The organism is Arthrobacter sp. EM1 (assembly GCF_029964055.1).
Lineage (GTDB): Bacteria > Actinomycetota > Actinomycetes > Actinomycetales > Micrococcaceae > Arthrobacter.
This window is the reverse complement of the sequence record NZ_CP124836.1, coordinates 921,166-945,920: the sequence shown is the minus strand read 5'-3', so window position 1 is coordinate 945,920 and position 24,755 is coordinate 921,166. Positions and strand designations below refer to the sequence as shown.

Annotated in this window: 25 protein-coding genes; 7 read left to right on the top strand and 18 right to left on the bottom strand. The window is 67.0% G+C overall.

Annotation, left to right across the window (positions count from 1 at the left end):
* Window positions 1-133 precede the first annotated feature (133 nt).
* The gene (locus QI450_RS04180; RefSeq protein ID WP_256446691.1) at window positions 134-262 is read left to right on the top strand and encodes a hypothetical protein; all 129 of its coding nucleotides are present in this window, start codon (window positions 134-136) and stop codon (window positions 260-262) included.
* Window positions 263-371: 109 nt separating this feature from the next.
* On the opposite strand, the gene QI450_RS04175 is transcribed toward QI450_RS04180, so the two are convergent.
* Window positions 372-1,904 carry an HNH endonuclease signature motif containing protein gene (locus tag QI450_RS04175; protein WP_226774214.1) on the bottom strand — a complete coding sequence of 511 codons (1,533 nt, stop codon included), beginning with the start codon at window positions 1,902-1,904 and terminating at the stop codon, window positions 372-374.
* A gap of 771 nt (window positions 1,905-2,675) precedes the next feature.
* On the opposite strand from QI450_RS04175, the gene QI450_RS04170 reads away from it, so the two are divergent.
* Window positions 2,676-3,260, top strand: coding sequence for an NUDIX domain-containing protein (locus QI450_RS04170; RefSeq protein WP_226774215.1), 585 nt, complete (start codon window positions 2,676-2,678; stop codon window positions 3,258-3,260).
* On the opposite strand, the gene QI450_RS04165 is transcribed toward QI450_RS04170, so the two are convergent.
* From QI450_RS04165 to truB, 3 genes are read right to left on the bottom strand one after another with little or no spacing between them, the layout of a single operon-like run.
* Window positions 3,257-3,706, bottom strand: a complete 450-nt coding sequence (locus QI450_RS04165; protein WP_226774277.1) for a hypothetical protein — start codon at window positions 3,704-3,706, stop codon at window positions 3,257-3,259. The two genes, QI450_RS04170 and QI450_RS04165, sit on opposite strands and share 4 nt — an antisense overlap.
* A 46-nt stretch (window positions 3,707-3,752) precedes the next feature.
* Window positions 3,753-4,106: a hypothetical protein gene (locus tag QI450_RS04160; protein WP_226774216.1), complete on the bottom strand. Its 354-nt coding sequence runs from the start codon at window positions 4,104-4,106 to the stop codon at window positions 3,753-3,755.
* Window positions 4,106-5,083, bottom strand: coding sequence for a tRNA pseudouridine(55) synthase TruB (gene truB, locus QI450_RS04155; RefSeq protein WP_226774217.1), 978 nt, complete (start codon window positions 5,081-5,083; stop codon window positions 4,106-4,108). Before truB ends, QI450_RS04160 begins: the two co-directional genes overlap by 1 nt.
* Before the next feature lie 67 nt (window positions 5,084-5,150).
* Here truB and QI450_RS04150 point away from each other — a divergent pair, with 67 nt between their 5' ends.
* Complete coding sequence (locus QI450_RS04150; protein WP_226774218.1) at window positions 5,151-6,308, top strand: pyridoxal phosphate-dependent aminotransferase; 1,158 nt, start codon at window positions 5,151-5,153, stop codon at window positions 6,306-6,308.
* Between the two features lie 144 nt (window positions 6,309-6,452).
* Window positions 6,453-6,653: a hypothetical protein gene (locus QI450_RS04145; RefSeq protein ID WP_226774219.1), complete on the top strand. Its 201-nt coding sequence runs from the start codon at window positions 6,453-6,455 to the stop codon at window positions 6,651-6,653.
* Between the two features lie 83 nt (window positions 6,654-6,736).
* Here the strand turns inward: QI450_RS04145 and trxA are convergent, their stop codons facing one another.
* From trxA to rimP, 6 genes are all read right to left on the bottom strand, one after another.
* A complete protein-coding gene (gene trxA / locus QI450_RS04140; RefSeq protein ID WP_226774220.1) occupies window positions 6,737-7,174 on the bottom strand; it encodes a thioredoxin in 438 nt (145 codons plus the stop codon).
* Between the two features lie 163 nt (window positions 7,175-7,337).
* Window positions 7,338-7,847: a 30S ribosome-binding factor RbfA gene (gene rbfA / locus QI450_RS04135; protein WP_226774221.1), complete on the bottom strand. Its 510-nt coding sequence runs from the start codon at window positions 7,845-7,847 to the stop codon at window positions 7,338-7,340.
* Between the two features lie 306 nt (window positions 7,848-8,153).
* The gene (gene infB / locus QI450_RS04130) at window positions 8,154-11,060 is read right to left on the bottom strand and encodes a translation initiation factor IF-2 (protein WP_226774222.1); all 2,907 of its coding nucleotides are present in this window, start codon (window positions 11,058-11,060) and stop codon (window positions 8,154-8,156) included.
* Window positions 11,061-11,212: 152 nt separating this feature from the next.
* Window positions 11,213-11,545, bottom strand: coding sequence for a YlxR family protein (locus QI450_RS04125; protein ID WP_348994533.1), 333 nt, complete (start codon window positions 11,543-11,545; stop codon window positions 11,213-11,215).
* A gap of 266 nt (window positions 11,546-11,811) precedes the next feature.
* On the bottom strand, window positions 11,812-12,792 hold the full coding sequence (gene nusA, locus QI450_RS04120) for a transcription termination factor NusA (RefSeq protein WP_226774224.1): 981 nt from the start codon (window positions 12,790-12,792) through the stop codon (window positions 11,812-11,814).
* A complete protein-coding gene (gene rimP, locus QI450_RS04115) occupies window positions 12,792-13,409 on the bottom strand; it encodes a ribosome maturation factor RimP (protein ID WP_226774225.1) in 618 nt (205 codons plus the stop codon). Before rimP ends, nusA begins: the two co-directional genes overlap by 1 nt.
* 97 nt (window positions 13,410-13,506) lie before the next feature.
* Between rimP and QI450_RS04110 the strand changes: the two genes are divergently transcribed.
* The 3 genes from QI450_RS04110 (at window position 13,507) to QI450_RS04100 (ending at window position 16,525) form a co-directional block, all read left to right on the top strand.
* Window positions 13,507-14,628 (top strand): DUF4439 domain-containing protein, encoded by a 1,122-nt coding sequence (locus tag QI450_RS04110; RefSeq protein ID WP_226774226.1) that lies wholly within the window; start codon window positions 13,507-13,509, stop codon window positions 14,626-14,628.
* 78 nt (window positions 14,629-14,706) lie between these two features.
* The gene (locus tag QI450_RS04105) at window positions 14,707-15,438 is read left to right on the top strand and encodes a VIT family protein (protein ID WP_226774227.1); all 732 of its coding nucleotides are present in this window, start codon (window positions 14,707-14,709) and stop codon (window positions 15,436-15,438) included.
* 22 nt (window positions 15,439-15,460) lie between these two features.
* Complete coding sequence (locus tag QI450_RS04100) at window positions 15,461-16,525, top strand: aminoglycoside phosphotransferase family protein (RefSeq protein ID WP_226774228.1); 1,065 nt, start codon at window positions 15,461-15,463, stop codon at window positions 16,523-16,525.
* On the opposite strand, the gene QI450_RS04095 is transcribed toward QI450_RS04100, so the two are convergent.
* The 8 genes from QI450_RS04095 to QI450_RS04060 form a co-directional block, all read right to left on the bottom strand.
* Window positions 16,522-17,943, bottom strand: a complete 1,422-nt coding sequence (locus QI450_RS04095) for a pyridoxal-dependent decarboxylase (RefSeq protein WP_226774229.1) — start codon at window positions 17,941-17,943, stop codon at window positions 16,522-16,524. The two genes, QI450_RS04100 and QI450_RS04095, sit on opposite strands and share 4 nt — an antisense overlap.
* A gap of 79 nt (window positions 17,944-18,022) precedes the next feature.
* Window positions 18,023-18,817, bottom strand: coding sequence for a TSUP family transporter (locus QI450_RS04090; protein ID WP_226774230.1), 795 nt, complete (start codon window positions 18,815-18,817; stop codon window positions 18,023-18,025).
* Between the two features lie 18 nt (window positions 18,818-18,835).
* Window positions 18,836-20,647, bottom strand: a complete 1,812-nt coding sequence (locus QI450_RS04085) for a proline--tRNA ligase (protein WP_226774231.1) — start codon at window positions 20,645-20,647, stop codon at window positions 18,836-18,838.
* Between the two features lie 342 nt (window positions 20,648-20,989).
* Window positions 20,990-21,877 carry a GNAT family N-acetyltransferase gene (locus QI450_RS04080; protein ID WP_226774278.1) on the bottom strand — a complete coding sequence of 296 codons (888 nt, stop codon included), beginning with the start codon at window positions 21,875-21,877 and terminating at the stop codon, window positions 20,990-20,992.
* A complete protein-coding gene (gene ispG, locus QI450_RS04075; protein WP_226774232.1) occupies window positions 21,840-23,006 on the bottom strand; it encodes a flavodoxin-dependent (E)-4-hydroxy-3-methylbut-2-enyl-diphosphate synthase in 1,167 nt (388 codons plus the stop codon). Before ispG ends, QI450_RS04080 begins: the two co-directional genes overlap by 38 nt.
* A gap of 35 nt (window positions 23,007-23,041) precedes the next feature.
* On the bottom strand, window positions 23,042-23,335 hold the full coding sequence (locus QI450_RS04070; protein WP_226774233.1) for a YciI family protein: 294 nt from the start codon (window positions 23,333-23,335) through the stop codon (window positions 23,042-23,044).
* 47 nt (window positions 23,336-23,382) lie between these two features.
* Window positions 23,383-23,865: a hypothetical protein gene (locus tag QI450_RS04065; protein ID WP_226774234.1), complete on the bottom strand. Its 483-nt coding sequence runs from the start codon at window positions 23,863-23,865 to the stop codon at window positions 23,383-23,385.
* The gene (locus QI450_RS04060; RefSeq protein WP_226774235.1) at window positions 23,862-24,623 is read right to left on the bottom strand and encodes a MarR family transcriptional regulator; all 762 of its coding nucleotides are present in this window, start codon (window positions 24,621-24,623) and stop codon (window positions 23,862-23,864) included. The genes QI450_RS04065 and QI450_RS04060 overlap by 4 nt, the downstream gene beginning before the upstream one ends.
* Window positions 24,624-24,755 lie beyond the last annotated feature (132 nt).

Sequence of the window (24,755 nt, the reverse complement as noted above, 5' to 3'; positions counted from 1 at the left end):
GCAAGGGCCCGGGCGCCTGTTACGCATCGGCGCTACGCTAGCACCTCCCGCCCGTGGCCGGGGGACGGCTGCGTGCGGCACTGTTCCGATGCCAGCGTCCGCAGTCCTTGCCGGAAGCCCGTAACCCGACTCCGTGGTGCTGGCGCTGGCTCTGGCGCTGGTGCTGGTGGGACTGGCCAGCGCGGCCTCCGGCGCCGCGACCATCTGCTCCGTCCAGGACATCCTGGTGGATCCGGCGTTCCGGAAAGCGTGCTTTTTGTGAAGGCCTCGGCTTCACCGAGGGCCCGGATATTCGTCCCGAACCGGCACAGGTCTTTGCGCAGTTCAGATAATCCCTGATTTGCCCGCAGAGCGCGCACTGTCCCTTGGGTTTACTCAAGGCGAAAATAGCTGTTCCGTCGTGGCACCTGGCGTGGGTCCAGGTGCGCCGGGGGGATGAACCACGGGATGCCGGCGCGGACCTGAATGGTCCATTCTTCCTTGTGGATGACGTGGTGGTGGTGTGAGCAGAGCAAAGCGCCTTGCTCCGTTCCGGTCGTTCCGCCGCGGGACCAGTACTCGATGTGGTGGGCCTCGCACCACGGCGCGGGGATGGTGCACTGGGGGAACGCGCAGCCCTGGTCCCGTGCGGTGAGGGCTTTGCGGATGTGGGGCGGGAAGACCCGTGACGCCCGGCCGATGTCCAGGATGCGGCCGTTGCCGCCGAGCACGATTGGAGTGATGTCGCCATCGCAGGCGATCTTGCGCGCGGTCTCGGCCGTGACCGGGCCGGTGAACATCAGGGTTCCCGCGCCGGATCCCGGCCCGTGTGACTGCGGGTTGGCGCCGCCGAGCCGTTCGAGGAGGTCCCGGTAGTCGATGGTGACCATAACCTGCGGGCGCAGTCCACCGGAAGCGGGCAGTTCTCCGGCCGCGAGGGCCACCTTACAGGCGCCGACCAGGCCATCGAGCAGCCGTTGCGGACGGGTGCGCTGATCCAGCCGCCCGGCAGCGGCCGCCTCCCCAGCAGCCGGGTGGTCCACGGCACCGCGGGCGTCGGCATTGGCGCCGGCATTGGCGCCGGCGTCGGCCCGGGCGTCGGCCCGGGCGTCGGGACCGGCACTTTCGGCCGTGCCGGCGGTGGGGTCGGTGCGGTTGGTGGCAGAGCATGTCCGTGGGTTGGTGGCTGTGTTCATGACCGTGAGCAGGTGCTCGAATTGGTCGGCGGTGGCGAAGATTTCCAGGTGCTGCAGTCCACGGTGGGACCGGCGGATGAACGCGCCTTGGCGCTGGCGCAGTTCCTGCTCGCTGGGTTCGGCACCGTCCTGGTCCAGGGCGTCCGTCCAGCGCTTCGCGATCCGGGTCAGGAAATCCTGGTCGTTCTCCACAGCCGTGCGGGTCAGGGCATGCTCCATCCGGACAACGTCACCGGGCGCGGCCACGTGCCCGACCCGGTGGAGGGACAGGCTAACCAGGGTCGCCGCCCGCGAGGCGATGTCCCCGGCTGTGAGGACAGCCGCGAGTTCCTCCCACGCGGCGGGCAGGGGCTGCCCTGACAAGCCGGTACGCGGCAGAACATCCGATGCCAGGGCAAGCCGGCGCCGCGCCTCCGCCGCGGTGATCCGAAGCCTGGCCCGCAGGAACTCGGTGGTGTTCCGGTACCCGTCATCGACGCAGCCCTGTTCACGGCCCGCGCCAAGCTGCACGTTCCAACCGGAATCGGGCCCGGCGACCCTGGCCGCCGGCACCGTCACAGTCGTGGTCGTGGTCGTGGTCGTGGTCGTAGTCGCGTCGGCGTGCCAGCCGGTCAACCAGCTGGCAGGGGCACCGGAACCAAACTTCGCAGCCGCGTTGCTGGCTGCCGCCGCCTGGTTTCGGGTCCGGTCAACCGCCGCTGCGGCCACAAGTTGCAGATAGTCGACCATGCGGGATAATTCCTCGACCCGACCGGCAAAGTCCGAGGCTTCTGTCACTCCGAACATCGCTGCAACAGACAGTGCCGTCCCGTTTGAAGAACGCAGCAGTGCAAGCGCCCCATCCAGAGCACAGTCCACGTCATCGGCTGCGTGTGGTCCAGCCGGCAGCCGGGGAATTCCCAGGAGTATTCCGGAGCCAGGCCGTGTGGCCTGTAGCGGAATGAAATCTTCACTGGCTTTCATAGCCAAATTCTTCCTCGATGCTGTGACATTCTGGGCCGCGACTTTTTTGGATCTCCTAAAGAAAATTCGAGTGTGGAGAAGCTGTAGTCACCAGGTCCCAGTGAGCGATCCGCTGCTCCGGCCGCCCGGGGGCCTACCTCCAATGATTCCCGATTCCAGCTCTGGTGGCGCTCGTTGTTCCCCCTATGTGGATAACTGAAGTGTTGGGCCCCGGAGTTTCCGTCGGCGAACCCTCGTGGGAGGCAACAGGCCCGGCGTCTGGTTGCTTCAGAGGGTTGGGCGGCCCGTTCACTGGTGCCGTTTGGCCGTCAACGGCAAGCTGTCGCGACGAAGATTGGAAACCGACCGCTGCTGACCGATGGATCCCGCCGTACCCCGGCGTGCAGCCCGTCTGATCTGTCTTCCCGCCGTACCCCGGCGTGCAGCCCGTCTGATCTGTCATCCCGCCGTGCCCCCCGGCGTGCAGCCTGCCTGATCTGTCTTCCCGCGGGGTCACACTTCGGCGGGTACGGGCACGGTCCGTGGGAAACTGAGGGCATGGACAGCCCTGTCGCCTCGACATCGAGCCCGGCCAGCCCCCAAACCGGGCGGCCCGGCGAAGCACACTCCACTGAGCTCCCCTTCGACCTGCGTCGGCCCCTCGGGCCCCGCGATCCGGGTGACGCGTGGGTTGAAGGCGACAGCGGACGGTTCTGGGGGCTATTTGGCTCGGCCGGGCTGCTGGTCCACGACCCCGGCAAGGGCGTCCTGCTCCAGCACCGCGCTTTGTGGAGCGACAAGGGCGGCACCTGGGGCCTCCCCGGCGGGGCCTTGCACCAGGGCGAAGAAGCAGTCCAAGGCGCACTGCGGGAGGCCCAAGAGGAAGCCGCCGTTCCGCCGCAAAACGTGCGGGTGCTGTTCACTTCGGTGTTCGACGTCGGCTATTGGAGCTACACGACAGTCGCCGTCGAAGTTGTGGAAGCGTTCGAACCGGTGATTAGTGATCCCGAAAGCCTGGAGCTGCAGTGGGTGCCGCTCGAGCGCGTCGGCGAGAAGGAATTGCATCCTGGCTTCGGCGCCGCGTGGCCGGCCCTGTGCAGCCGGCTGGTGGGCCAGGACCCCGGCCCCGGAATGCCCAGCTAGGACGCTCGGGCCGGCTTCGGCGCCGGACGGCGGCGGTACAGCCAGATCAGGCCAAGGATCGGCAACAACAACGGGATAAACGCATAGCCGCGGCCAAACAGCGACCAGACGGTCTCATGCGGGAAATTGACCGAGTCGAACACGCTGAGGGCCCCGACCACAATCACACCCAACAGTTCCACGAGCACCGCCGCCACGGAAACCTTGAACCAGGTGCGGCCGGCTTTTGCGAGTGACACGGTTGCTACGAGATAAACGACTGCGGCGAATGCGGACAGCAGGTAGGCCAGCGGAGCTTCGGAAAACTTGGTGAGGATCTGGTATCCCGCCCGGGCCGTCGCCGAAATGGCAAACACCGCGTAGACAGCGATCAGCAGCCGGCCGGGCCCGGTATTGCGGGTATCCCGTGCGCTGCCGGACGCCGAGGGGTCCGGCGTCGTTCCGATGTCCTGCTGCGATCGTTTCGCCGTCACGTTATTTGCCTCTTCCACGTCAGTACCAAATCTGATTCATACGGGCCGCCATCACCAGGGCCGTGACTCCGACGGCGGCCAGCACAAAGTTGCTCCAGCGGGTCCGTTCCAGGATGGCCCAGTAGACGGCGCCGACCGGCAGCAAGAGCGCTGTCAACAAATAGCCCCAAAATTCCCAGGGCTCCCCCGCGATCTGTTCCCCGCCCGCGACCCGGATTATCGACCCGACCAGATAGACCACCAAGGACAGTTCGACGGCGGCCACCGAGAGGATCGTCGTATCGTTCGGCGCCTTTTTGAGGATGCCGGCGATCAGGCAGATGACGCTGGAGACCAGCCCAACCACCAAAATGATGTAGAAAAACGCGTCCACTATTGCCCGTCCTGCTGGACCGGCGAAGGCTGCTTCGGCGGATGCTTTTCATTGTCCGGTGCAAAGACCAGCACCGGCTTGGCGTAGCTTCCCTTGTCCGCCAGCAGGGCCACGAGAGTGCCGTCCGGGCCGAACGCCGCGGCAGGGTTCTCCGGTGTGGCCGCCTCGGACGTGCCGGCCTTCACACCTGAGGCGATGCGGCGACCGAAGGATAGCTCGGTGGTTTCCTCGTCGCTGAGCTCTCGGTTGGGCATCAGGGCCCGCGCGGCCTGGGACATTTCGAGCACGTCCAACTGCTCGGCAAGCTGTTCGAGGGTGCGTGCCTGGTCCAGCGTGTAGGGGCCCACCTGGGTCCGGCGCAGCGCCGTCAGGTGCCCGCCGACCTTAAGAGCCTCCCCAAGGTCACGGGCCAGCGCCCGGATATAAGTGCCTGATGAGCATTCCACAGTCACGTCAACGTCCAGCGCCTCGCCGTCTGACTCCACCGCTGACTCCCCCGTGCGAACCCGACGGATCCCGTGGACCTCGAAGCGGTGGATGGTGACCGGCCGGGCGGCCAGGTTGACCTCTTCGCCGGAGCGGACCCGTGCATACGCACGCTCGCCGTTGACTTTGATGGCGCTGACGCTGCTGGGAACCTGATTGATCTCACCGGTTAATGCGGCGATGCCGGCCCGTACTGCTTCCTCGGTCACCGCGGCGGCACTGCGGGTGGCCGTCACTTCGCCCTCGGCGTCATCGGTGAGGGTGGATTCACCGAGGCGGATGGTCGCCGTATAGGTCTTCGACGTGCCCACGATGTACGTGAGCAGCCGGGTCGCCTTGTTGATGCCGACCACCAGGACACCCGTGGCCATGGGATCCAGGGTCCCGGCGTGGCCCACCTTTCGGGTACCGGCGAGCCGCCGCATCCGGCCAACCACATCGTGGCTGGTCCAGCCTTGCGGTTTGTCCACTATTACCAGTCCAGAAAGCACGCTTCCCAGTATATCTGCGCTGGCGCTGCCACCGGCGCAGGAAGCTGCGGCGGCTAGGATGGCAGACATGCCCGAGCTAGCCGCCCACGTCCGCGACGTCCCCATTAACCAGATCCGCGAAATCACCGAAGCCGCCTGGGCGACTCCCGGCGCCATTGTGCTGAGCATCGGCGAACCTGGTTTTGCCGTCCCCCGCCATATCCTTGAGGCCGGGATGGCCTGCCTGGACCGCGACGAAACCAACTACACGCCCAACGCCGGCATCCCGGCCCTGCGTGAGGCGTTCGCTGCCCGGTTCCGGGAGCACAACGCGACACCGCTCGGGCCGGACCGCGTTTACGTCGTCGACGGCGCCCAGCAAGGCCTGCACTTCGCGATGAGCCTGCTGCTCTCGCCGGGCGATGAAATCCTGATCCCCAATCCCGGCTACCCAACCTTCGCGATGACGGCCAGCCTGCTGCACGCCGTCCCGGTGCATTACCCGCTGTATCCCGGCCACGACTTCCAGCCCCGGATCGCGGACATCGAGGAGCTTATTACACCGCGGACCAAGGTGCTGATCCTCAATTCACCCTCCAACCCGCTGGGCGCCGTCCTGGGCGAAGAACTCACCCGGGACCTGGTGGCCTTGGCCGTCCGGCATGATCTCTGGATCATCTCCGACGAATGCTACGAAGCCTTCACGTATGACGTCCCGCATGTAAGCCCGGCCCGGTTCGACAGCGACGTCCCCGGGCAAGCCCGCGTGTTCACTTCGCTCACGCTCTCCAAGACCTATGGCCTGACCGGGCTCCGGATAGGAGCGTTGATCTGCCCGCCGGGCCTGGAACAGAAAATGAACAACGTGATGGAGGCGATTGTTTCCTGCGTGGCCGCTCCCTCGCAGTACGCCGCCCTGGCGGCGCTCACCGGCCCGCAGGAGTACGTAAGCCACGCCCGTGCGCACTACCGGGCCAACCGGGATGCTGCCGGCACGGTGTTGGAGTCCAAGGGCATTCCGTTCCTCACGGCGCAAGGCGCGTTCTACCTTTGGGCCGATGTGTCCCATGTCAGTGGTGGCGATGTCCGGGGCTGGGTCCGGAGCTTCCTGGCCGATTCCGGTGTGGCCTTCGCCCCCGGCACCGCGTTCGGTTCGATCGGCGAGGGTTGGATCCGGATTGCGCTTTGCAGCAGCCAGGCCGAGCTGGTGGAAGGCCTCAACCGGCTCCCGACCCGGGCCAGCTGACATTCGGTTGCCGGCACCGTAGGTTGTAGGGTCGCTGTGCCCTACCGCGGCTGTGCCGCAGCGCCTAGCCTGAACGCAACGCGGGCATTTCGCGCCGGTCCCGGGACGTGCGGTCCCGGATGACGGTTCGGTCAAGGAGTAAACATGTGGTGGCAGGACCTGCTATGGGGTATTTGGAACGGGGTCACGGCATGGGTAGTGCTGATCGTCCATGTCTTTGGGCAGTGGAGCGAATTCCCCTTCTACAACACGGCTCGCGCCGGTAACTGGTACGACGTCGGCTTCCTCCTGGGCATGGGCTCGCCCCTCCTGGGTGGCTTGGGAGCCCGCGGCCGGCGCCGTTGAAGGGGCGCCACCGAGCCGGCGCCACCGAACGGGCATCACTGAACGCACATCACTGAACGGGCACTGGCAGGTACCGCCTTCGGCTAGGGGTGACCCGCCGCCATCGCGTTGTCGAGCCATTGGCGCAGGGCTGCTGCGGGCGGCGCCCCGGTCTGGCGGGCCACTACTTTCCCGTCCCTGATCAGCAGCATGGTGGGGATCGACTGGATCTCGAAGCGCCGCGAGAGTGCCGGCGCCGAGTCGACGTCAACCTTAACGAGTTTGACCCCGCCGGCCCGTTCCTGGGCCAGCTTGTCCAGCACGGGGCTGACCATACGGCACGGTCCGCACCATGCTGCCCAGAAGTCGATGAGGGCCGGCGTCGAGGACTGCTCGGCGATGAGCGCGAAGTCCGCGTCCCCTGCGGCGACAATCCAGGGCAGGTCCTTGCGGCAATTTCCGCAGCGCGGGTGCCCGGCGGCCGATGCCGGAATCCTGTTGGTCTTCCCGCAGTGGGGACACGGGATCAGGCTGGAACCCACGGCCCACCTCTTTCTTCAGTCCCCGCAGTCATGGTTCCATCGGACGCCACCGCCGGCAGCGGGCCTAGAGTCCAAAGTCCTCCCGGCCATGGCAAAAGCTCAAAAGGATGGCCGGCCCCAACCGGGGCCGGCCATTCTTCTGCAGCGCTGCATTGTTGCTGAACTACTTACCGCTGTCCTCGTCGACGTCGCCTTCGGCGATGAGGTCAAGTTCCTCTTCGTCGAAGTCGTCCTCGTCGAGCTCGATATCCTGCGGAGTATCACTCTTGTACGGGTCGGCGTCGCCGGCGTGCTTCGCGCTGGCGGCGAGAGCCGCCACCTCGGCATCACGCTTTTTTGCCGCCCGCAGCAGTTCCTCCAGGTTGGAAGCATTGACCGGAATCTGGTCCGCCACGAATTCGAGCGTCGGGGTCAACCGGACAGTGACGTTCCGGCCGACTTCCTGCCGCAGCACGCCCTTGGCCTTCTCAAGGCCCTTGGCAGCCTCGGCCTGGACCAGCTCGTCGCCGAATACGGTGTAGTAGATCGTTGCATGCTGAAGATCGTTGGTCACCCGCGCATCGGTGACAGTGACGCCTTCCAGCCTGGGATCCTTCACCCTCCGGCCCAGTGCCTCGGCAACAACAACCTTAATCCGCTGCGCCAACTTGGCAGCCCGTGCGGGATCAGCCATTTCCACTCCTAAAAATTTGGATGTACGACGGCGCGTTAGCGGCTGAAGTACACAGGTTCGGTTTGTTGCCACGCGCCTAAGGCGAGTCTACGACGGACTCCCGTTGGATTCTTCCGGCGGCCTGGGTGGCATCCAAGGTGGCAGCCGGGGGACCCGATGCGAACTTGCGAGCATTGGGAAGGCTGACGCCGCTGCCGGAGCTGGGCGGCCGACGTCGTCAGACGTTGGCCGCCCAGCGCAGGGGCGGGGCCGCCGGAAGAATCCAACGGCCCCGCACCTTTACTGCACCTGTAACGCTAAGACATCTTAGACGCGCGGCTTTTCGCGCATCTCGAAGGTCTCGATGATGTCACCTTCGGTGATGTCGTTGAACGAGCCAAGACCGATACCACACTCGAAGTCCGTGCGGACCTCGGTGGCGTCGTCCTTGAAGCGCTTGAGCGTCTCAACGGCAAGGTTGTTGCCGATGATCTTTCCGTCGCGCGTGACCCGGGCCTTGGCGTTGCGTCGGATAACACCCGAGCGAACGATCGAGCCTGCAATGTTGCCGAACTTGGAGGAACGGAACACTTCGCGGACCTCGGCGGTACCAAGCTGGACCTCTTCGTACTCCGGCTTGAGCATGCCCTTGAGGGCTGCCTCAATGTCATCAATTGCTGCGTAGATGACGGAGTAGAAGCGCATGTCCACGCCTTCGCGGTCTGCCAGTTCGGCAACACGCTCGGCGGGCTTGACGTTGAAGCCGATGATAACGGCGCTGTCGACGGTAGCCAGGTTGACGTCGTTCTGCGTGATCGCACCGACACCGCGGTGGATAACGCGCAGCTGGACACCCTCGCCGACGTCGATCTTGAGCAGCGCGTCTTCGAGGGCTTCCACGGCACCTGACACATCACCCTTGAGGATGAGGTTGAGGGTGTCGATCTTGCCGTCGGCGACGGCCTGGTCGAAGTCTTCCAGGCTGATGCGCTTGCGGCGCTTGGCCAGGGCCGCGTTGCGGTCCGCAGCTTCACGCTTCTCGGCGATCTGGCGGGCGGTGCGCTCGTCAGCGGTCACAAAGAAGGTGTCACCGGCGCGCGGGACGTTGGACAGACCCAGCACCTGCACGGGGCGGGACGGGCCGGCCTCGGTCAGTGCACTGCCATCATCGTCGAACATCGCACGGACGCGGCCGTGGGCCGTGCCTGCCACGATGGTGTCGCCGATGTGCAGGGTACCGGACTGAACCAGGACGGTAGCAACCGCGCCGCGGCCCTTGTCCAGGTTGGCTTCAATCGCAATACCGCGGGCGTCCTTGTTCGGGTTGGCGCGCATGTCCAAGGCTGCGTCTGCGGTCAGCAGGACAGCCTCGAGCAGTTCGTCGATATTCAGGTTCTGACGCGCAGAGACCTCCACGAACATGGTGTCGCCACCGTACTCTTCCGGAACCAGCCCGTACTCGGTCAGCTGGCCGCGGACCTTTTCCGGGTTGGCGCCTTCCTTGTCGATCTTGTTCACGGCCACAACGATCGGCACGTTGGCCGCCTGGGCGTGGTTGAGGGCCTCAACGGTCTGCGGCATCACGCCGTCGTCCGCTGCTACAACCAGGATCGCGATGTCGGTCACCTTCGCACCACGGGCACGCATGGCGGTGAACGCCTCGTGGCCCGGAGTATCGATGAAGGTGATCTTGCGATCGGTACCCTCATGCTCGTGGGTGACCTGGTAGGCACCGATGTGCTGCGTGATACCGCCGTGCTCGCCCGCCATAACGTCGGACTTGCGGATGGCATCGAGCAGGCGGGTCTTACCGTGGTCAACGTGACCCATGACGGTGACAACCGGAGGACGTGCCTCGAGTTCCTCGTCGCCTTCGGCTTCCAGCTCGGCATCGAAGTCGATGTCGAAGCCGGAGAGCAGGTCGCGCTCCTCGTCCTCCGGGGACACAACCTGGAGCTTGTAGCCAAGCTCCTCGCCCAGCAGGGCGAAGGTCTCTTCATCCAGCGACTGCGTGGCCGTAGCCATTTCGCCGAGGTGGAAGAGGACGGTCACCAGCGCTGCGGGGTTCGCCTCGATCTTGTCGGCGAAGTCCGTGATGGACGAGCCACGGCGAAGCCGGACTACCGTGTTGCCGTCGCCGCGGGGCACACTAACGCCACCCAGCGACGGAGCACTCATCTGCTCGAGTTCCTGGCGCTTGGCACGCTTCGACTTGCGCTGCTTGCCACGGCCTGCACCGCCCTTACCGAAAGCACCCTGCGTACCGCCGCGACCGCGGCCACCCTTGCCGAAGCCACCGCCGGCCGGAGCGCCGCCACCGGCACCGGGAGCACCGGTGCCGGGAGCCCCGCCCGGACGGCCCGGGCCGCGGGCTCCGCCGCCAGGACGTCCTGCGCCAGCGGGTGCGGGACGTTCGGTGCGGTTAGGCATCATGCCCGGAGTGGGTCGGTTTCCGCCGGCCCCGCCCGGACGTCCGGCGCCTGCTGCGCCGGCCGGACGAGGAGCGCCCGGGCGTGCACCCGGGGCGCCGCCGGTGCGGGGAGCACCCGGACGGGGACCACCAGCGCCTGCTGCGGGACGGGGGCCGCCGGGGCGCTCGCCCTCGGTGCGGTTCCCGCCCGGACGCGGCATGCCCTGGGAAGGAGCGAATGGGTTGTTACCCGGACGCGAGGGACGTTCGTTGTCTCCGCCGCGGCCCCGGGGCATGCCCTGGGAGGTAGCAAAGGGGTTGTTGCCGGGACGGGGGCCGCCCGGGCGAGGTGCCGAGCCGCCCTGGCGTGCCGGAGCAGCCGGGGTTTCAGCCTTGGGTGCCGGACGCGCGCCGGGCTTGGCGCCCGTGCTGGGCGCAGCCGGCGCACTCGGAGCCTGAGCAGCCGGTGCCGCCGGTGCAGCGGCCGGAGCCGCCTGGGGGGCACTGGGTGCCGGAGCAGCTGCGGCCGGAGCCGGAGCTTCAGTCTTTGTGGTGTCCGCAGCCTTCGGGGCAGCCGGGCCCGGCGCAGGCGCCGGAACGGTTGCGGCGGGGCTGGCGGGCGCCTTGGGTGTGGACGCGGGTGCTTCGGACTTGGCTGCCGATGCTGCGTCGGGGAACGCGTTGCGGAGTTTCCTCACAACGGGGGCCTCAATGGTGGAAGAGGCCGAGCGAACGAATTCGCCCAGTTCCTGCAGTTTGGTTACTGCATCTTTGGAAGTAATACCGAGCTCTTTAGCAAGCTCATGTACGCGGACCTTGGCCACATTTCTCCTGTCTCGGTCCGCACCGAGCCAGGCACGAACCGTCTACTTCTTACTGCGGACCTCCGCCGCGAGTGCAGCTGAAAGGTCCATTCCAGAGCGCAACAAAGATGTCATCGTTGCGCACTCATCGCTGGGAACTCATCGGGTTTCCATCAGTTTTCTGACCCGCTTTCAGGTTGGACGGTTGTTGCTGCGGCCACCGGGGTGTCCACGGCTTGCGTGCCTGCCATGATCCGGCGTTCAACGTCGGCTGTTCCGGCAGCACCGTTGAGGGCGCGTCCGAACGCTCGACGTTTGACCGCCAGTGCCAGGCACTTTTCGCTGGGGTGCAGCCATGCACCCCGGCCAGCCATCCGGCGGCGTTCATCGACTATGACGGCGGATGAACCGCTGCCATCGATGACGAGCCGGAGAAGCTCTGACCGGGCGCCCGTCTTCCGGCATCCGATGCAGGTACGCTGCGGCTGATGCTCGAGGTGTTGCACTTGTGCCACTTACGAGAATCTTCCTGCCAGTACATATCTGCCGTCCAGGGACCGGGCCAGCATAGCCAAGGGCCCGTAAGGACACCTTCGCCGGAACCAAGCCCGGACGCGTCAAGGACACGCGGATACCGGCCGTAAGGCGCGGTCATGTCTATTCTAGCCCCTCCAGCGCCCGGGCCCCGAACTGAAGGGGCCACGAACGCCGGCGGTGGGCCCGATCCGGGCCGAACTTCCAGCGCCGGCGGACGGTGACCGCGGGGTCAGCCCTATTTGTCGCGGTTGACCGCAGCATCGGAGACGATGTCGATCCGCCAGCCGGTGAGCTTGGCGGCGAGGCGGGCATTCTGGCCCTCCTTGCCGATGGCGAGGGAGAGCTGGTAGTCCGGCACCACTACGCGCGCCGAGCGGGTTGCCTCGTCAGTGATCGTGACGGAATTCACCCGGGACGGGGACAGTGCGCTGGCAATGAACGTGGCCGGGTCGTCACTGTAGTCAACAATGTCGATCTTTTCGTCGTTGAGTTCGTTCATGACCGCACGAACGCGCGAACCCATTTCACCGATGCAGGCACCCTTGGCATTGATCCCGGGCATGTTGGCTTTGACGGCCATTTTGGTCCGGTGCCCGGCTTCGCGGGCCAAGGCGACGATTTCCACCGAGTGGTCCGCGATTTCCGGAACTTCCATTTCGAAGAGCTTCCGAACGAGGCCCGGGTGCGAGCGGGACAGCGTGATCGACGGGCCCTTGGTACCGCGGTGCACGTCGATCACGAACGCGCGGAGCCGGTTGCCGTGGGTGTATTTCTCCCCCGGCACCTGCTCCGGCGGCGGCAGGAGTGCCTCCACAGTGCCCAGGTTGACCTGGATCATGTGCGGGTTGTTGCCCTGCTGGATGGTGCCGGCAACCAGCTCGCCCTCGCGGCCCTTGAACTGGCCCAGCACGTTGTCGTCTTCGGCGTCGCGCAGGCGCTGCAGGATGATTTGCCGTGCGGTACTGGCGGCAATGCGGCCAAAGCCCGCCGGGGTGTCCTCGAATTCACCGATCGGCGCGCCGTCGTCGTCAATCTCGGTGGCCCAGATGGTCACGTGTCCGCTTTTGCGGTCCAGCTCGGCGCGCGCCGTCTCAAAGGCACCCGCTGTTTTGTGGTATGCCACCAGCAGGGCCTGCTCGATTGTCGGAATCAGGAGATCCAGCGGGATTTCACGCTCACGCTCCAGGAGTCTCAGTGCGCTCATGTCAATATCCATTAGGCCTCCTCGGAAGGTCCATTGTGTGCGTTCTCCAGACCGGCCTCTTCGAGGTGGCTGAACTCTATCTCGACTTTTCCACTGCGGATCCTGTCGAAAGGAAGTTTCATGGGCTCGCCCTGCTTGGGCTTCATCCCTTTTTTGACCGTGATCTCCGGGACCAGCGTGACGCCTGCGTCATCGACTGACCGGACCCGGCCTGTGACGTTCTCACCCTGCAGGACATTAACCTTAACCATCCGGCCGCGGGCCCGGTGCCAGTGCCGCTCTTCGGTCAGGGGGCGTCCGACGCCGGGCGAGGAGACCTCAAGCTCGTACGGGCGTGCGTCGGTGCTGGGATCGTTGTCCAGGATGTCGGAGAGGGACTTGGAAATCTCGGCGATGACGTCCAGGCCGACGCCGCCGGTCTCGTCCTGTGGCAGGTCCACCACCACGTGGACCACCCGGTTGGCGCCGGCGACGTGAATCGAGACGTCCTCCAGGTACAGCCGGTTCGCCAGGACTTCGGGCTCCAGGAGGGCATGCAGCCGCTCGGCCTCGAAGTTGTGAGCGGGTGCGGCGTCAGCCTTACCCGTTCCGGTCCGGTCTGTCGAAGTCGTGGCTTCTGCATTTGTCATGATGCCGGCCGCCTCCCGCTAGATGATGTTGTGTGTACTAGCCTAGCGATTTTCCGGGCACCGTGGTGCACTTCAGGTCCCGGCCGGCATGCCAACCATGACAAAATGGTCTGTTGTGAAAGAGGACAGCAGGCAAAAGCGGTGGCGGGGGCTCGTTCCGCGCGTCGCACTTCTCGCCTGCCTCGCCCTCGTGGTCGCCAGCCTGGGGCTGGCCTGGCGCCCCGCACACCCCATGGACCCCGCAGAACCGCCGTTTTCCGAACAAGCGCGGTCCGCTGCGCTGGCCGAAACGCTGAGACTGCGCACCGCCGGAGCAGCACTGGAGCGGGCAGCCGCGGGCGCCCCCCAACCGGCTGTGGCGCGGACTGTGAGTTTGCTGACAAGCCAGTCCCGGGCCCTCCTGCTCCCCGGGGCGGAGGGTGCCGACACCGCTCCCCCGGCGGGCACTGCAGCCCAATCGGCTACCCCCACCGAAGCACCTCCTGCTGTTCCGCTGCCCGCGTCGGCCGCAGAATTAGCCGCCGCGCTGGTCGCCAGTGCCTCGCAACGGCTCGCCGACGCCAACGTGGCCGACGGCGGAATGGCCCGGCTGCTTGCCGCCGTCGGGACCGCCCAGCTGCTTCAGGCTTCCTCCCTTGCAGCGGCCGCCGGGGCGCCCGCCCCTGCGGTCGCCGACCCCGCAGCACCGCAGCTCTCCGGCGCGTGCCAGGGCGTTCCGGCATCGCCGTCGTCCGCTGCTGGGCCTTCGGCAGGCACTCCCGCCGCAACCTTGCCGGCGGCGCTGGCAGCAGCGGTGGCGAGCGAACGGGAAACCGTATACGGCTATCAGGTGGCCCTCACCCGGCTCGGGGGTTCAGCAGCCGGCCCGGCCTCAGCGCAGCTCGCCCGGCACGAGACCCTCGCCGCCGGCGCGGAGGCGCTGAGCCGGATGCACTGCGTTGCCGTTCCAGCGCGGGAAGCCGGCTACACCAGCGCACCTGCGTTCCTGGCCGCACCCGCCGCCGGGCTCGGCGTGCTGGAGGCATCGGCGCTTGCGGTGTACGGCGACCTGGTGGCTTTGAGCGAGGGGCAGACACGCCAATGGGCGGTGGCCGGCCTGGTCGGCGCCGCTCGCAGCGCCGCCCGCTGGGGAACCGACGCCGGAGCTCTTCCCGGCCTCACCGCAGATCACGACGCGTTCCCGGAGCTGCCGGCTCCCGCTCTGGCCCCCGCGCCCTAGCCGGCGCGGCGGGGAAGCGGCGGCTTACTTAGGCTTGTAATACTGGTGGTTCGGTGGCGCCGGTGCTTTGCTGTAGGCATGGACAGTCAAGCGGCCCCCACCCAGCACAAGAACGAGCCCCACCACAGCGACATCGCGCACCGCCTGAACTGGCTTCGCGCCGGTGTGCTGGGCGCCAACGACGGTATCGTCTCCGTCGCTGCGATTGTGGTCGGCGTCGCCGGCGTCACCACGGACTCCGGTCCCATCCTCGTCGCCGGTGCCGCCGGCGTCGTCGGTGGCGCCATCTCCATGGCGCTTGGCGAATACGTCTCAGTGAGCAGCCAGAAGGACAGCCAGCAGGCGCTGATCGAAAAGGAACGCCGCGAGCTGGCCGAACAGCCCGAAGAGGAGCTCGAGGAACTCGCCGCCATCTATCAGGGCAAGGGCCTCAGCGCCGACACCGCCCGCACTGTGGCCAAGGAACTCACAGCGCACGACGCGCTTGGCGCGCACCTGTCTGCTGAACTCCACATCGACGAGACCGACATTGTCAGCCCGTGGCACGCTGCCTTCGCCTCCGCAGCTGCCTTCCTGATCGGTGCGATCCTGCCCATGCTCGCCATCCTGCTGCCGCCGGAGAACATCCGGGTCCCGCTGACCTTCGTGGCAGTGTTGGTGGCGCTGGCCTTGACCGGAGCCATCGGCGCCTGGATCGGCGGCGGTTCGAAGTCGAAGGCGGCCTTCCGTGTGGTGATCGGCGGTGCGGCGGCCCTCATCGCGACCTTCCTGATCGGCAGCTGGCTCGGCGCCAGCGGCATCACCGCCTGATACCCGCCACTACGCTGGACCGATGAGCCAGCCTGCAGACCTCCCGATTCCGACCGACCTCAGCCGCCGCTACGGCGGAAGCGCCGGCGGCCGCGACTGGCTGGCCTCGCTCCCCCGGCTGATCAGGGAATGCCTGGGCCGGTGGCAGCTCGAACTTGACCTTGCTCCCGGCGCCCTGCCCTGGAACGGCCACGGCGCCATTGTGGTCCCGGTGCGCGCTGAAGCCGGCACCGGACGGGCCGGCGCCGGGGAAGCTGCCGTCCTGAAGATCGCCTTTCCGCATGAGGATGCGCTGGCGGAACCGCATGCCCTCGCCCTCTGGAAGGGCGAGGGTGCGGTCCGGCTGCTGGCCAATGATGCCGGTGCGGGGGCGCTGCTGCTGGAGCGCCTGGACGCCGTCCGGTCCCTCCAGGACCAGCCCATGGACGTGGCGGTCCCGGTGTGGGGTGCCCTGGTTCGCCGGCTGAGCCTGGTGCCCGGCGTCGGGCCGCAATGGCGGGAGTTCAGCCATGTGGCAGCACGGGCCGAACAGTGGAGTGACGAGCTGCCGCAGAACTGGGAACGGCTGGGCCGGCCGTTCCCGCGCTGGCTGCTGGAAGCGGCGCTGGAGGTTTGCCAGACCCGCGGGGCCGTCGGCCGCCGCGCGGGGCGGGATGTGCTGGTCCACACCGATCTGCACTACCTCAACGTCCTGGCCCGGCCACACGGGGAAGCCGCCGGGGAAGCCGGCCAGGAGGAGGCCCGCAGCTGGGCCGCAATCGATCCCCAGCCCATGCTCGGCGAGGCGGAATTCGCGGTGGCACCCCTGCTGTGGAACCGGATCCGTGAGTTGCCGCGGGCGCATCCGGAAGAGGGCCTGCGGCAGCGGTGCCGGGACCTCAGCCTTGCCGCCGGCCTCGACGCCGACGTCGCCCGGCAATGGAGCGTGGCCCGCGAGGTTGACAACGCCCTCTGTTACGCCTCCAAACGCCGCCACAAAGGGGACCTCGCCCGTTCGCTCTGGGTGGCCAGCACCCTGGCGGGCAAGCCGCTGCCGGAGCTCCCCGCGGCACACGACCTGCCGGCGCCGGGCGAAGCAGGCAGCTAGCGGTTCGGCCCGCGGACCTCGGCCAGGGCGTCCCTGACGACGTCGACGGCGACTGCCACGTCGGCGTCGTCCGTGCTCCAGTTGCTGACGGAGATGCGCAGGATGTCGCGGTCGCGCCAGCGCGAACCGGACATCCAGACCCGGCCGTCGGCGATGATCCTGGCGGTCACCGCGCGGGTAGTGGCGTCGTCGCCGAAGGCCAGCGAGACCTGGGTGTAGTTGACGTCGTTGAGCACTTCGATCCCGTCGAGCGCGGCGAGCCGCTCCGCCAATTCCTTGGCGTGCAGCACCAGCCCCCGGACCTGGCCGGCGACGCCGTCCCGCCCGAGCGACTTCAGCGCCGCCCAGACCGGCACCCCGCGGGCCCGGCGGGACAGCTCCGGGACCGTTTCGAAGGGGTCGGCCGCGCCGTCGGCGTCCTGCATCAGGTAGCTGGTGTGCACGCCCATGGCCGAGCGAAGCGCCTGCGCATCCCGGACCACGGCTATCCCGCAGTCGTAGGGCACGTTGAGGGTCTTGTGCGCATCGGTGCCCCAGGAATCGGCACCCCGCAGTCCGGCGGTCAGGGCGGACAGTTCCGGCACCGCGGCGGCCCAGAGTCCGAAGGCCCCGTCCACATGGACCCAGGCGCCGTGCGCTTTTGCCACCGCGATTGCCTCCGCAAAAGGATCAAAGGCGCCGGAGTGCAGGTTTCCCGCCTGCAGGCAGACCAGCAGCGGGGCGCGGGCTGACCCGGAGGCAGCGTCGCTGGCGCGGTCCAGCGCGCGGTCCAGTTCGGCCGGGTCAATGCGGCCCTGCCGGTCCGCAGGTATGGCAGTGGGCCTGCCCAGCCCGAGATACCGGAGGCCCAGGTCGATGGTGTCGTGCCGTTCCTGGCCCACGAAGCACTGTATCCGGGGGGCGCCGGAGAGCCCGTCGACGTCGAGGTCCCAGCCGGCGTCCGCCAGCAGGCGCCATCGGGCCGCTGCCAGCCCGGTGAAGTTCGCCATCGTGGCGCCGGTGGCAAAGCCGACGTCGGACTCGCCGGGAAGGTCCAGCAATTCGAGCAGCCATTTGCCGGCGGCTTCCTCGATGGCCGCCGTCGCAGGAGTGGCTAAGCGCAGCCCGGCGTTTTGGTCCCACGCACTGACCAGCCAATCCGCGGCGAGTGCGGCCGGCAAGGTGCCGCCGATGACCCAGCCGAAGAAGCGTCCGGACGGCATCGCCATCAGCCCGGGTTCGGCTTTGGCTGCCAGGTAGTCGATTACCTCCACCGCCGGGGTTCCCCTCAGCGGCAGCGGGCCGCCGAAATCTGCGGCCAGGTCCGCCGCGGTCATCCGCGGTCCAACATGCCGGGTGTCCTGGCTTTGCAGCCATTGGCGGGTGTGCCGGGCCGCAGCTTCGAGGGCACCGCTGTAGCGTTCTTCAGGTGCTGACATAGCTGCATGCTACGCCGGCGGGCACGCCAGCGGGAGTCCCCGGCGAGGCTTGGGGCGACGCTTGGGGCGGACGCGCGGGCTACCTGACGCTGTCCTGCCAGATGTCCGTTCCGAGCTTAATGATGAGCGCTCCGACGACCGCCAGGAACACGATGCGGATGAATTTGCTCCCCTGTTTAACGGCCGTCCGGGCTCCGAGGTAGCCGCCGGCCATGTTCGCCAGGCCCAGGACCAGTCCGAGTCCCCAGAGCACCGCCCCGTGCGGGACAAAAAACAGCAGGGCGCCGGCGTTGGTGGCCATGTTCACGATTTTGGCCTTGGCACTTGCTTCGAGGAAGGCGTACCCCATCGCCGAAACAAGCGCGATGATCAGGAACGAGCCGGTGCCGGGCCCGATCAGGCCGTCGTAGAAGCCGATCACACCGCCGATCAGGCACGCCAGCACATAGTGCCGGTGACCGCTGTGCCGCAGCTGGGTCAGTTCCCCGACGTTGGGCCGCAGCGCAGTAAAAAGTGCGACGGCGACAAGCGCGGCCACGATGATGGGTTTGAAGACGCTCGCAGGGAGGTTCGCGGCGAGCACCGCCCCGCCGAAGCTGCCGGCCATCGCGATCACCGCCATCGGCACGGCGGTGCGAAGATCCGGCCGGACCCGGCGGTAATACGTGACGGCACTGGTGCCGGTGCCGAAAATCGACCCCATCTTGTTTGTCGCCAGGGCCTGCACCGGACTGATGCCCGGGACCAGCAGCATGGCCGGCAGCTGGATCAATCCCCCGCCGCCGACCACGGCATCGACCCAGCCCGCGCCGAAGCCGGCGACCACAATCAGGATCAGCGTGCTGAGCTCTACCGATTCAAGCCCGGACACCACGCCTGCCGCTGCCGCGCGTTAGCTGTTACGGACGGCGTCGACACAATAGTCGACTGCCTTCGCAACGGGGACGTTTTCGGCATGGCCGCTGCGGCGGTCCTTGATCTCGACGACTCCGTCCACCAGTCCACGCCCCACGGCGAGGATTGTCGGCACACCGACGAGCTCGGCGTCGCCGAACTTCACACCCGGGGACACCTTGGGGCGGTCATCGTAAATCACCTCGAGGCCCGCGGCTTCCAGCTCAAGGGCCAGCTTCTCCGCGGCCGCGAAGATCTCCTCGCCGCGGCCAACGGCCACCACGTGGACATCTGCCGGTGCGACGGCGCGCGGCCAGATCAGGCCCTTGTCGTCGTGGTTGGATTCGGCCAGCGCCGCGACGGCGCGGGTGACGCCGACGCCATACGAACCCATCGTAACAACCACCTGCTTGCCGTTCTGGTCAAGGACTTTCAGTTCGAGCGCTTCGGCGTACTTGCGCCCGAGCTGGAAGATGTGGCCCATTTCAATGCCCCGGGCGGTTTCCAGCGGTCCGGAGCCATCGGGGGCCTCATCGCCGGCCCGTACCTCGGTGCATTCGATGACGCCGTCCCAGCCGAAGTCGCGGCCTGCTACCAGCCCAAAGACGTGCTTGCCAGCCTGGTTGGCGCCGGTAACCCAGGCGGAGCCGCGCACAATCCGGGGATCCACGAGGTAGAGCAGCTTGGCGGAGCCCTCGGCGCCCAGCAGGGCCGCATCAAGGGTCAAGCCCGGGCCAATGTAGCCCTTGACGATAAGGGGTTGCTTCTTGAGGTCCTCTTCGTTGGCGGCCTCAAGCATGATTTCGCCGCCGATGGGCAGGAAGGAACCGATGTTCGCTTCCACCCGCTTGAGGTCGACTCCGCGGTCGCCCGGCACGCCGATCACTACGATTTGGCGTTCGCCGGTCGGCAGGGTGACGGCAAGGACAACATTCTTCAGCGTGTCAGCTGCGGTCCAGGCGCCGCCGTCGGCCGGAGCGCGGGGCACCAGGGTGTTTGCGGCGTCGACGAGCGTATCAATGGTGGGGGTGCCCGGAGTGTCCCGCACCTGCGCGGCGGGGGCGTTGCTGAAGTCGATATCCGGCGGGACGACTGTGGTGACGGCCTCGACGTTGGCCGCGTAGCCGCCGGCGGAACGGACGAAGGTGTCCTCGCCGATCTCCGTGGGGTGCAGGAATTCCTCGCTCTTGGACCCGCCCATGGCTCCCGCCGTGGCTGCGACCGGGACCACTTCGAGGCCGAGGCGCTCGAAGATCTTCAGGTACGCGCTGCGGTGTGCGGCGTAGCTGGCGTCCAGGCCGGCGTCGTCAACGTCGAAGGAGTAGGAGTCCTTCATGATGAACTCGCGGCCGCGCAGCAGGCCGGCCCGGGGCCGCGCCTCATCGCGGTACTTGTTCTGGATCTGGTAGATGCTCAGCGGAAGGTCCTTGTACGAGGAGTACAGGTCCTTGACCAGCAGGGTGAACATTTCCTCGTGTGTGGGCGCCAGCAGGTAGTCGTTACCCTTGCGGTCCTGGAGCCGGAAGATCCCCTCGCCGTACTCGGTCCAGCGGTTGGTCACTTCGTAGGGTTCCTTGGGCAGCAGTGCCGGGAAGTGCACTTCCTGAGCGCCGATCGCGGACATTTCCTCGCGGATGACGGCCTCCACCTTGCGCAGTACGCTCAACCCCAGCGGAAGCCAGGTGTAGATGCCCGGGGCGGCCCGGCGGATGTACCCGGCGCGGACCAGGAGCCGGTGGCTGGCCACTTCGGCATCGGCGGGATCTTCACGCAGGGTGCGCAGGAACAGCTTGGAGAGTCGAAGGACCACGAGGTATCTATCCGTTTCTGGGAAGGTGCAGGGCAAAGCAGCAATGCTGTGAATCAGCAGTACCGGCACAGCCGGCACAAGAGTCTACGTACTAATCTACCGTCAGCCCGGATGCAGGAGAGCCACGCCATAACTGACGGAAGCCCCTGGCCGTTTCCGGCTGGTCATCCTGTCATGGCGTGGCCCTGCGGACCCCCGATTCCGCCAAACCTTCGGCTGCGGGTTCCCGGTGTTGCCCTCTGGGCATCTGCATCCCGGCACTTGCACCCGCGGAAACGCGTGCCGATGCGGCACGGTAGTCCGAAGATATGTGACCCGGGGCACAAAAACAAGAGCCAGCACTCAGAAAAGCACTGTGGCGAACGTGCCTGCCTGCCGGAAGCCCACCCTCTCGTAGCTGGCGCGGGCCCGGGTGTTGAAGTTGTTGACGTAAAGGCTGGTCACCGGGGCAAGGGACTGGGCCAGCACCACAGCTGCCGCCATGTAGCCTGCGCTGAGGCCCTGGCCGCGAAACTCCGGGTTCATCCAGACTCCCTGGACCTGCGTCACCTCCGAAGTGACCGCGCCGAGCTCGGCTTTAAAAACCACCTCGCGCGCCTGGTTCAGGTGAACCATGGAATGACCCTCACGGATCAGGCCCTTGACCCTCCGGCCGTAATACTCGCGGCCACCGAGATAGGGTGAATAGCCCACTTCCTCCTCGAACATGGCCGCGCAGGCGGGCAGGATCCGGTCGAAGTCGGCGAGCTGGCTAAAACCAAGCTGCGGGTTCGGGGTCACGGCGGGCGGGCCGGCAATTGTCATCAGCGGCTGGTTCGCGCGGATCTCGTGGGCCGTCTGGCCGAAGACTTCCAGCCCGGCGTACAGGGCAAGCACCGTGTCGGCAGGACCGAAAATCGAGGCGTACCGGCGCCCCGAGCTGTGGGCGGCGGCTGCCACCGCGCCCGCAAAATCGGGGTCCAGCTGCACCGGCACCAGGTTGGCCCCGGCCCAACAGGCTCCGAGCAGGGTGCCGCCGTCGAACACGCCAAAGATGCTGGCGCCTCCCGTGGTGGGAGCAGCCGAACCGGCGGTTGCCAGGTGCGAGAGGATAAAAACGTTGGCGACGACGTCCTGCCGGGCCAGGGCCAGGAGCTGGGAAGTATCCGAACCCCCCAGGCTCCGGACCGTGACGCCGGCCGCGGCGCCGTCCTTACGAGACGCTAACCACGGGGCTACCCTTGACAGCATCTTCGCCATCGGCCTCCCCCATCTCTTCGGCGATGCGCATGGCTTCCTCGATCAGTGTCTCAACGATCTGGTCCTCCGGGACAGTCTTGATAACCTCTCCGCGCACGAAAATCTGGCCCTTGCCGTTGCCGGATGCTACCCCAAGGTCCGCTTCGCGGGCTTCACCGGGGCCGTTGACCACGCAGCCCATAACGGCCACGCGCAGCGGAATTTCCATCCCCTCCAGTCCTGCCGTGACCTGCTCAGCCAGCGTGTACACGTCCACCTGGGCGCGGCCACAGGAAGGGCAGGAGACGATCTCGAGCTTGCGCGGACGCAGGTTGAGCGACTGCAGAATCTGGTTGCCCACCTTGATTTCCTCCACCGGAGGGGCCGAAAGGGAGACCCGGATGGTGTCACCGATGCCACGGGAGAGGAGGGCTCCAAAGGCCGTGGCAGATTTGATGGTGCCCTGGAATGCGGGGCCGGCCTCGGTAACGCCGAGGTGCAGCGGCCAGTCGCCCTGTTCGGCGAGCATCTCGTAGGCGGCGACCATAATCACCGGGTCATTGTGCTTGACCGAGATTTTGAAGTCGTTGAAGCCGTGCTCCTCGAACAGCGAGGCCTCCCAGACGGCGGATTCCACGAGGGCTTCCGGGGTGGCCTTGCCGTACTTCTTCAGGATTCCGGGCTCCAGCGATCCGGCGTTGATGCCGATCCGGATCGAGGTGCCGTGGTCCTTGGCGGCCCGGGCGATCTCCTTGACCTGGTCATCGAACTTGCGGATGTTCCCGGGGTTCACCCGCACCGCCGCACACCCCGCCTCGATCGCGGCAAAAACGTACTTCGGCTGGAAGTGGATGTCCGCGATTACGGGGATCTGGGACTTCCTGGCGATGATCGGCAGGGCCGCAGCGTCGTCCGCGGACGGGCAGGCGACGCGCACAATGTCACAGCCGGAGGCCGTGAGCTCGGCGATCTGCTGCAGTGTGGCGTTGATGTCCGTGGTGGGCGTTGTGGTCATAGACTGCACGCTGATGGGCGAATCGGAGCCGACGCCGACCGAACCCACCTTGATCTGGCGGGTCTTGCGCCGCGGCGCAAGGACGGGGGGCGGTGCTGACGGCATTCCCAAGCTGACCGAGGTCACATGGACTCCTTGTATCGAAGTAGGTCTGGCGGGGGCTAGGCGGCGTGGGCGGCCAGGAGTCCGGAGACGGGCGCCCAGGCCGTGGTGCGGGTGCCGGAGATGGCCCCGGCTGCGGCGAAGGGATCCTGCCTGAGGATCTCGTTGAGCGCATGCTCGTCGGCGGCCTTTAAGATCAGCAAGGCTCCGGCGCCGTCACCGTAGGGGCCGCTGGCGAGCAGGGTCCCTTCCTGGGCCAGCCCGGCGGTCCAGTCCCGGTGTGCCGGGCGGGTAGCGTCACGGACTTCGGTGGATTCGGCGTCGTATACGTACTCAACAGCAAAAACAGTCATACGGATAGACTATCGCCCCGCCGGCCAGGTACCGATCCGGGACAGCGTTAACCGAGGAGGAGAACCTTGGCCAGGGCCGCCACACCGGCCGCCCAGAGCAGGGACGTCAGGGTGCCGATGATAAACCGCTCGGCAGCAACCGGTGTCTCCTTGAGCTCGGCAAAGCGGCCCAGGCCCTTGATCGCTACCACGTACGCGATGGCGACCGGCTCACCGGCGAGGATTGCAAGGCAGACCGCCAGGCGTTCCAGCACTCCGATGATCGCACCACCGCGCAGGATCCGTACGCTGCTCACCGGGGCGGCTGCGGTGCCGGCGGGTGCCGCGATGCCGGCGGGTGCTGTTGGTACGAGCGGGACTGAGGGTGCAACGGTGACGTCCGCGGCGGGGTCGTTCGCCGGATCGCCCGCTCCGCCGCCTGTTTCCTGCCGGTCATCGATGGTCCGGGCGAGCCGGAAGACCAACGCCGTGACGGGCCAGCCGGCGAACCCTGCGATGAGCAGCGCGAGGGTGATCCAGAGGGCGTTCACCGGTCTCCTTCCAAACGGTCGGCGGTCCGGTAAGCCGCGGCACGGACCGGCTCGCTGGCGCCGGTAGTGGACTCCATGGTGGCCTCGTTGGTGCCTGCGATCACTCCTTGCGCGAAGGCCAGCAGCATTTCGGCCGCGGGCCTCGCCGCCCATTCTTCCTGCCAGCCGGAGCGCAGCAGCGCACGGCTGACCGATTGCTCGGTGATTCCCAGTTGCCGGGCAGCGATCTTTTGCGTTCCATGCGTTCCCGCATGGCCGTCCTGCACGGTGCGCAGCACATCCACGACTTTCCATTGTGCCGCCGTCCGGTCCTGGACCAGCCGCCCGATCAGGCGCAGCACCGCCTCGGCGTTGGCGCAGGAACTGGCGCCGGCGGATCCCGCCGGCGAGGGTGCTGCCTCGCCCCGGCGCAATCCTCCCGAGGCGACGGCGAGGGGCACATGGGCGGAACCGGATTTGGCCTTCTCCACGGCCACCCGAGCCGCTACGAACGCCGGACCGGAACCTTCCCGCGGGCTTGCCGGCAGCGGCAGATCCACCGCCCCCACCCCGATTCCCACGTACCAGCGGCCGCTGCGCAGGGCGTGCAGTGCGATCTCCACTACTTCGCCCGGCCGCTCCAGGACCCCCTGGACTTCGTCGCCCACGGAACGCTCGAAGTGTCCGGCCGTGGAGAGCCCGGCCAGTTCCGCCAGCAGGGCCGGGACACGGTCGACGTCGGCAGTGCTTCCGCGCTGGTCGATTGTCATTACGTACATGGCCCTACCCTAAAGGGGTGATGTTCTAGAATCAATCAATTTCAACTGATTACCAAAAATAAGCCGAAATGAGCTGATAAAGAAAAAACAGCGTCATCCGGTTAGCCTGCCTGAGCCACGCTCCCCGAGTCC

What these genes read in the sequence shown, in the direction of transcription:
- QI450_RS04175 (WP_226774214.1), bottom strand. Translation starts at nt 1,904, where the DNA reads ATGGTCGACTATCTGCAACTTGTGGCCGCAGCGGCGGTTGACCGGACC.
- QI450_RS04170 (WP_226774215.1), top strand. Translation starts at nt 2,676, where the DNA reads ATGGACAGCCCTGTCGCCTCGACATCGAGCCCGGCCAGCCCCCAAACC.
- QI450_RS04150 (WP_226774218.1), top strand. Translation starts at nt 5,151, where the DNA reads ATGCCCGAGCTAGCCGCCCACGTCCGCGACGTCCCCATTAACCAGATC.
- QI450_RS04145 (WP_226774219.1), top strand. Translation starts at nt 6,453, where the DNA reads ATGTGGTGGCAGGACCTGCTATGGGGTATTTGGAACGGGGTCACGGCA.
- rbfA (WP_226774221.1), bottom strand. Translation starts at nt 7,847, where the DNA reads ATGGCTGATCCCGCACGGGCTGCCAAGTTGGCGCAGCGGATTAAGGTT.
- nusA (WP_226774224.1), bottom strand. Translation starts at nt 12,792, where the DNA reads ATGGATATTGACATGAGCGCACTGAGACTCCTGGAGCGTGAGCGTGAA.
- rimP (WP_226774225.1), bottom strand. Translation starts at nt 13,409, where the DNA reads ATGACAAATGCAGAAGCCACGACTTCGACAGACCGGACCGGAACGGGT.
- QI450_RS04110 (WP_226774226.1), top strand. Translation starts at nt 13,507, where the DNA reads ATGACAAAATGGTCTGTTGTGAAAGAGGACAGCAGGCAAAAGCGGTGG.
- QI450_RS04105 (WP_226774227.1), top strand. Translation starts at nt 14,707, where the DNA reads ATGGACAGTCAAGCGGCCCCCACCCAGCACAAGAACGAGCCCCACCAC.
- QI450_RS04100 (WP_226774228.1), top strand. Translation starts at nt 15,461, where the DNA reads ATGAGCCAGCCTGCAGACCTCCCGATTCCGACCGACCTCAGCCGCCGC.
- QI450_RS04095 (WP_226774229.1), bottom strand. Translation starts at nt 17,943, where the DNA reads ATGTCAGCACCTGAAGAACGCTACAGCGGTGCCCTCGAAGCTGCGGCC.
- QI450_RS04080 (WP_226774278.1), bottom strand. Translation starts at nt 21,877, where the DNA reads ATGCTGTCAAGGGTAGCCCCGTGGTTAGCGTCTCGTAAGGACGGCGCC.
- QI450_RS04070 (WP_226774233.1), bottom strand. Translation starts at nt 23,335, where the DNA reads ATGACTGTTTTTGCTGTTGAGTACGTATACGACGCCGAATCCACCGAA.
- QI450_RS04060 (WP_226774235.1), bottom strand. Translation starts at nt 24,623, where the DNA reads ATGTACGTAATGACAATCGACCAGCGCGGAAGCACTGCCGACGTCGAC.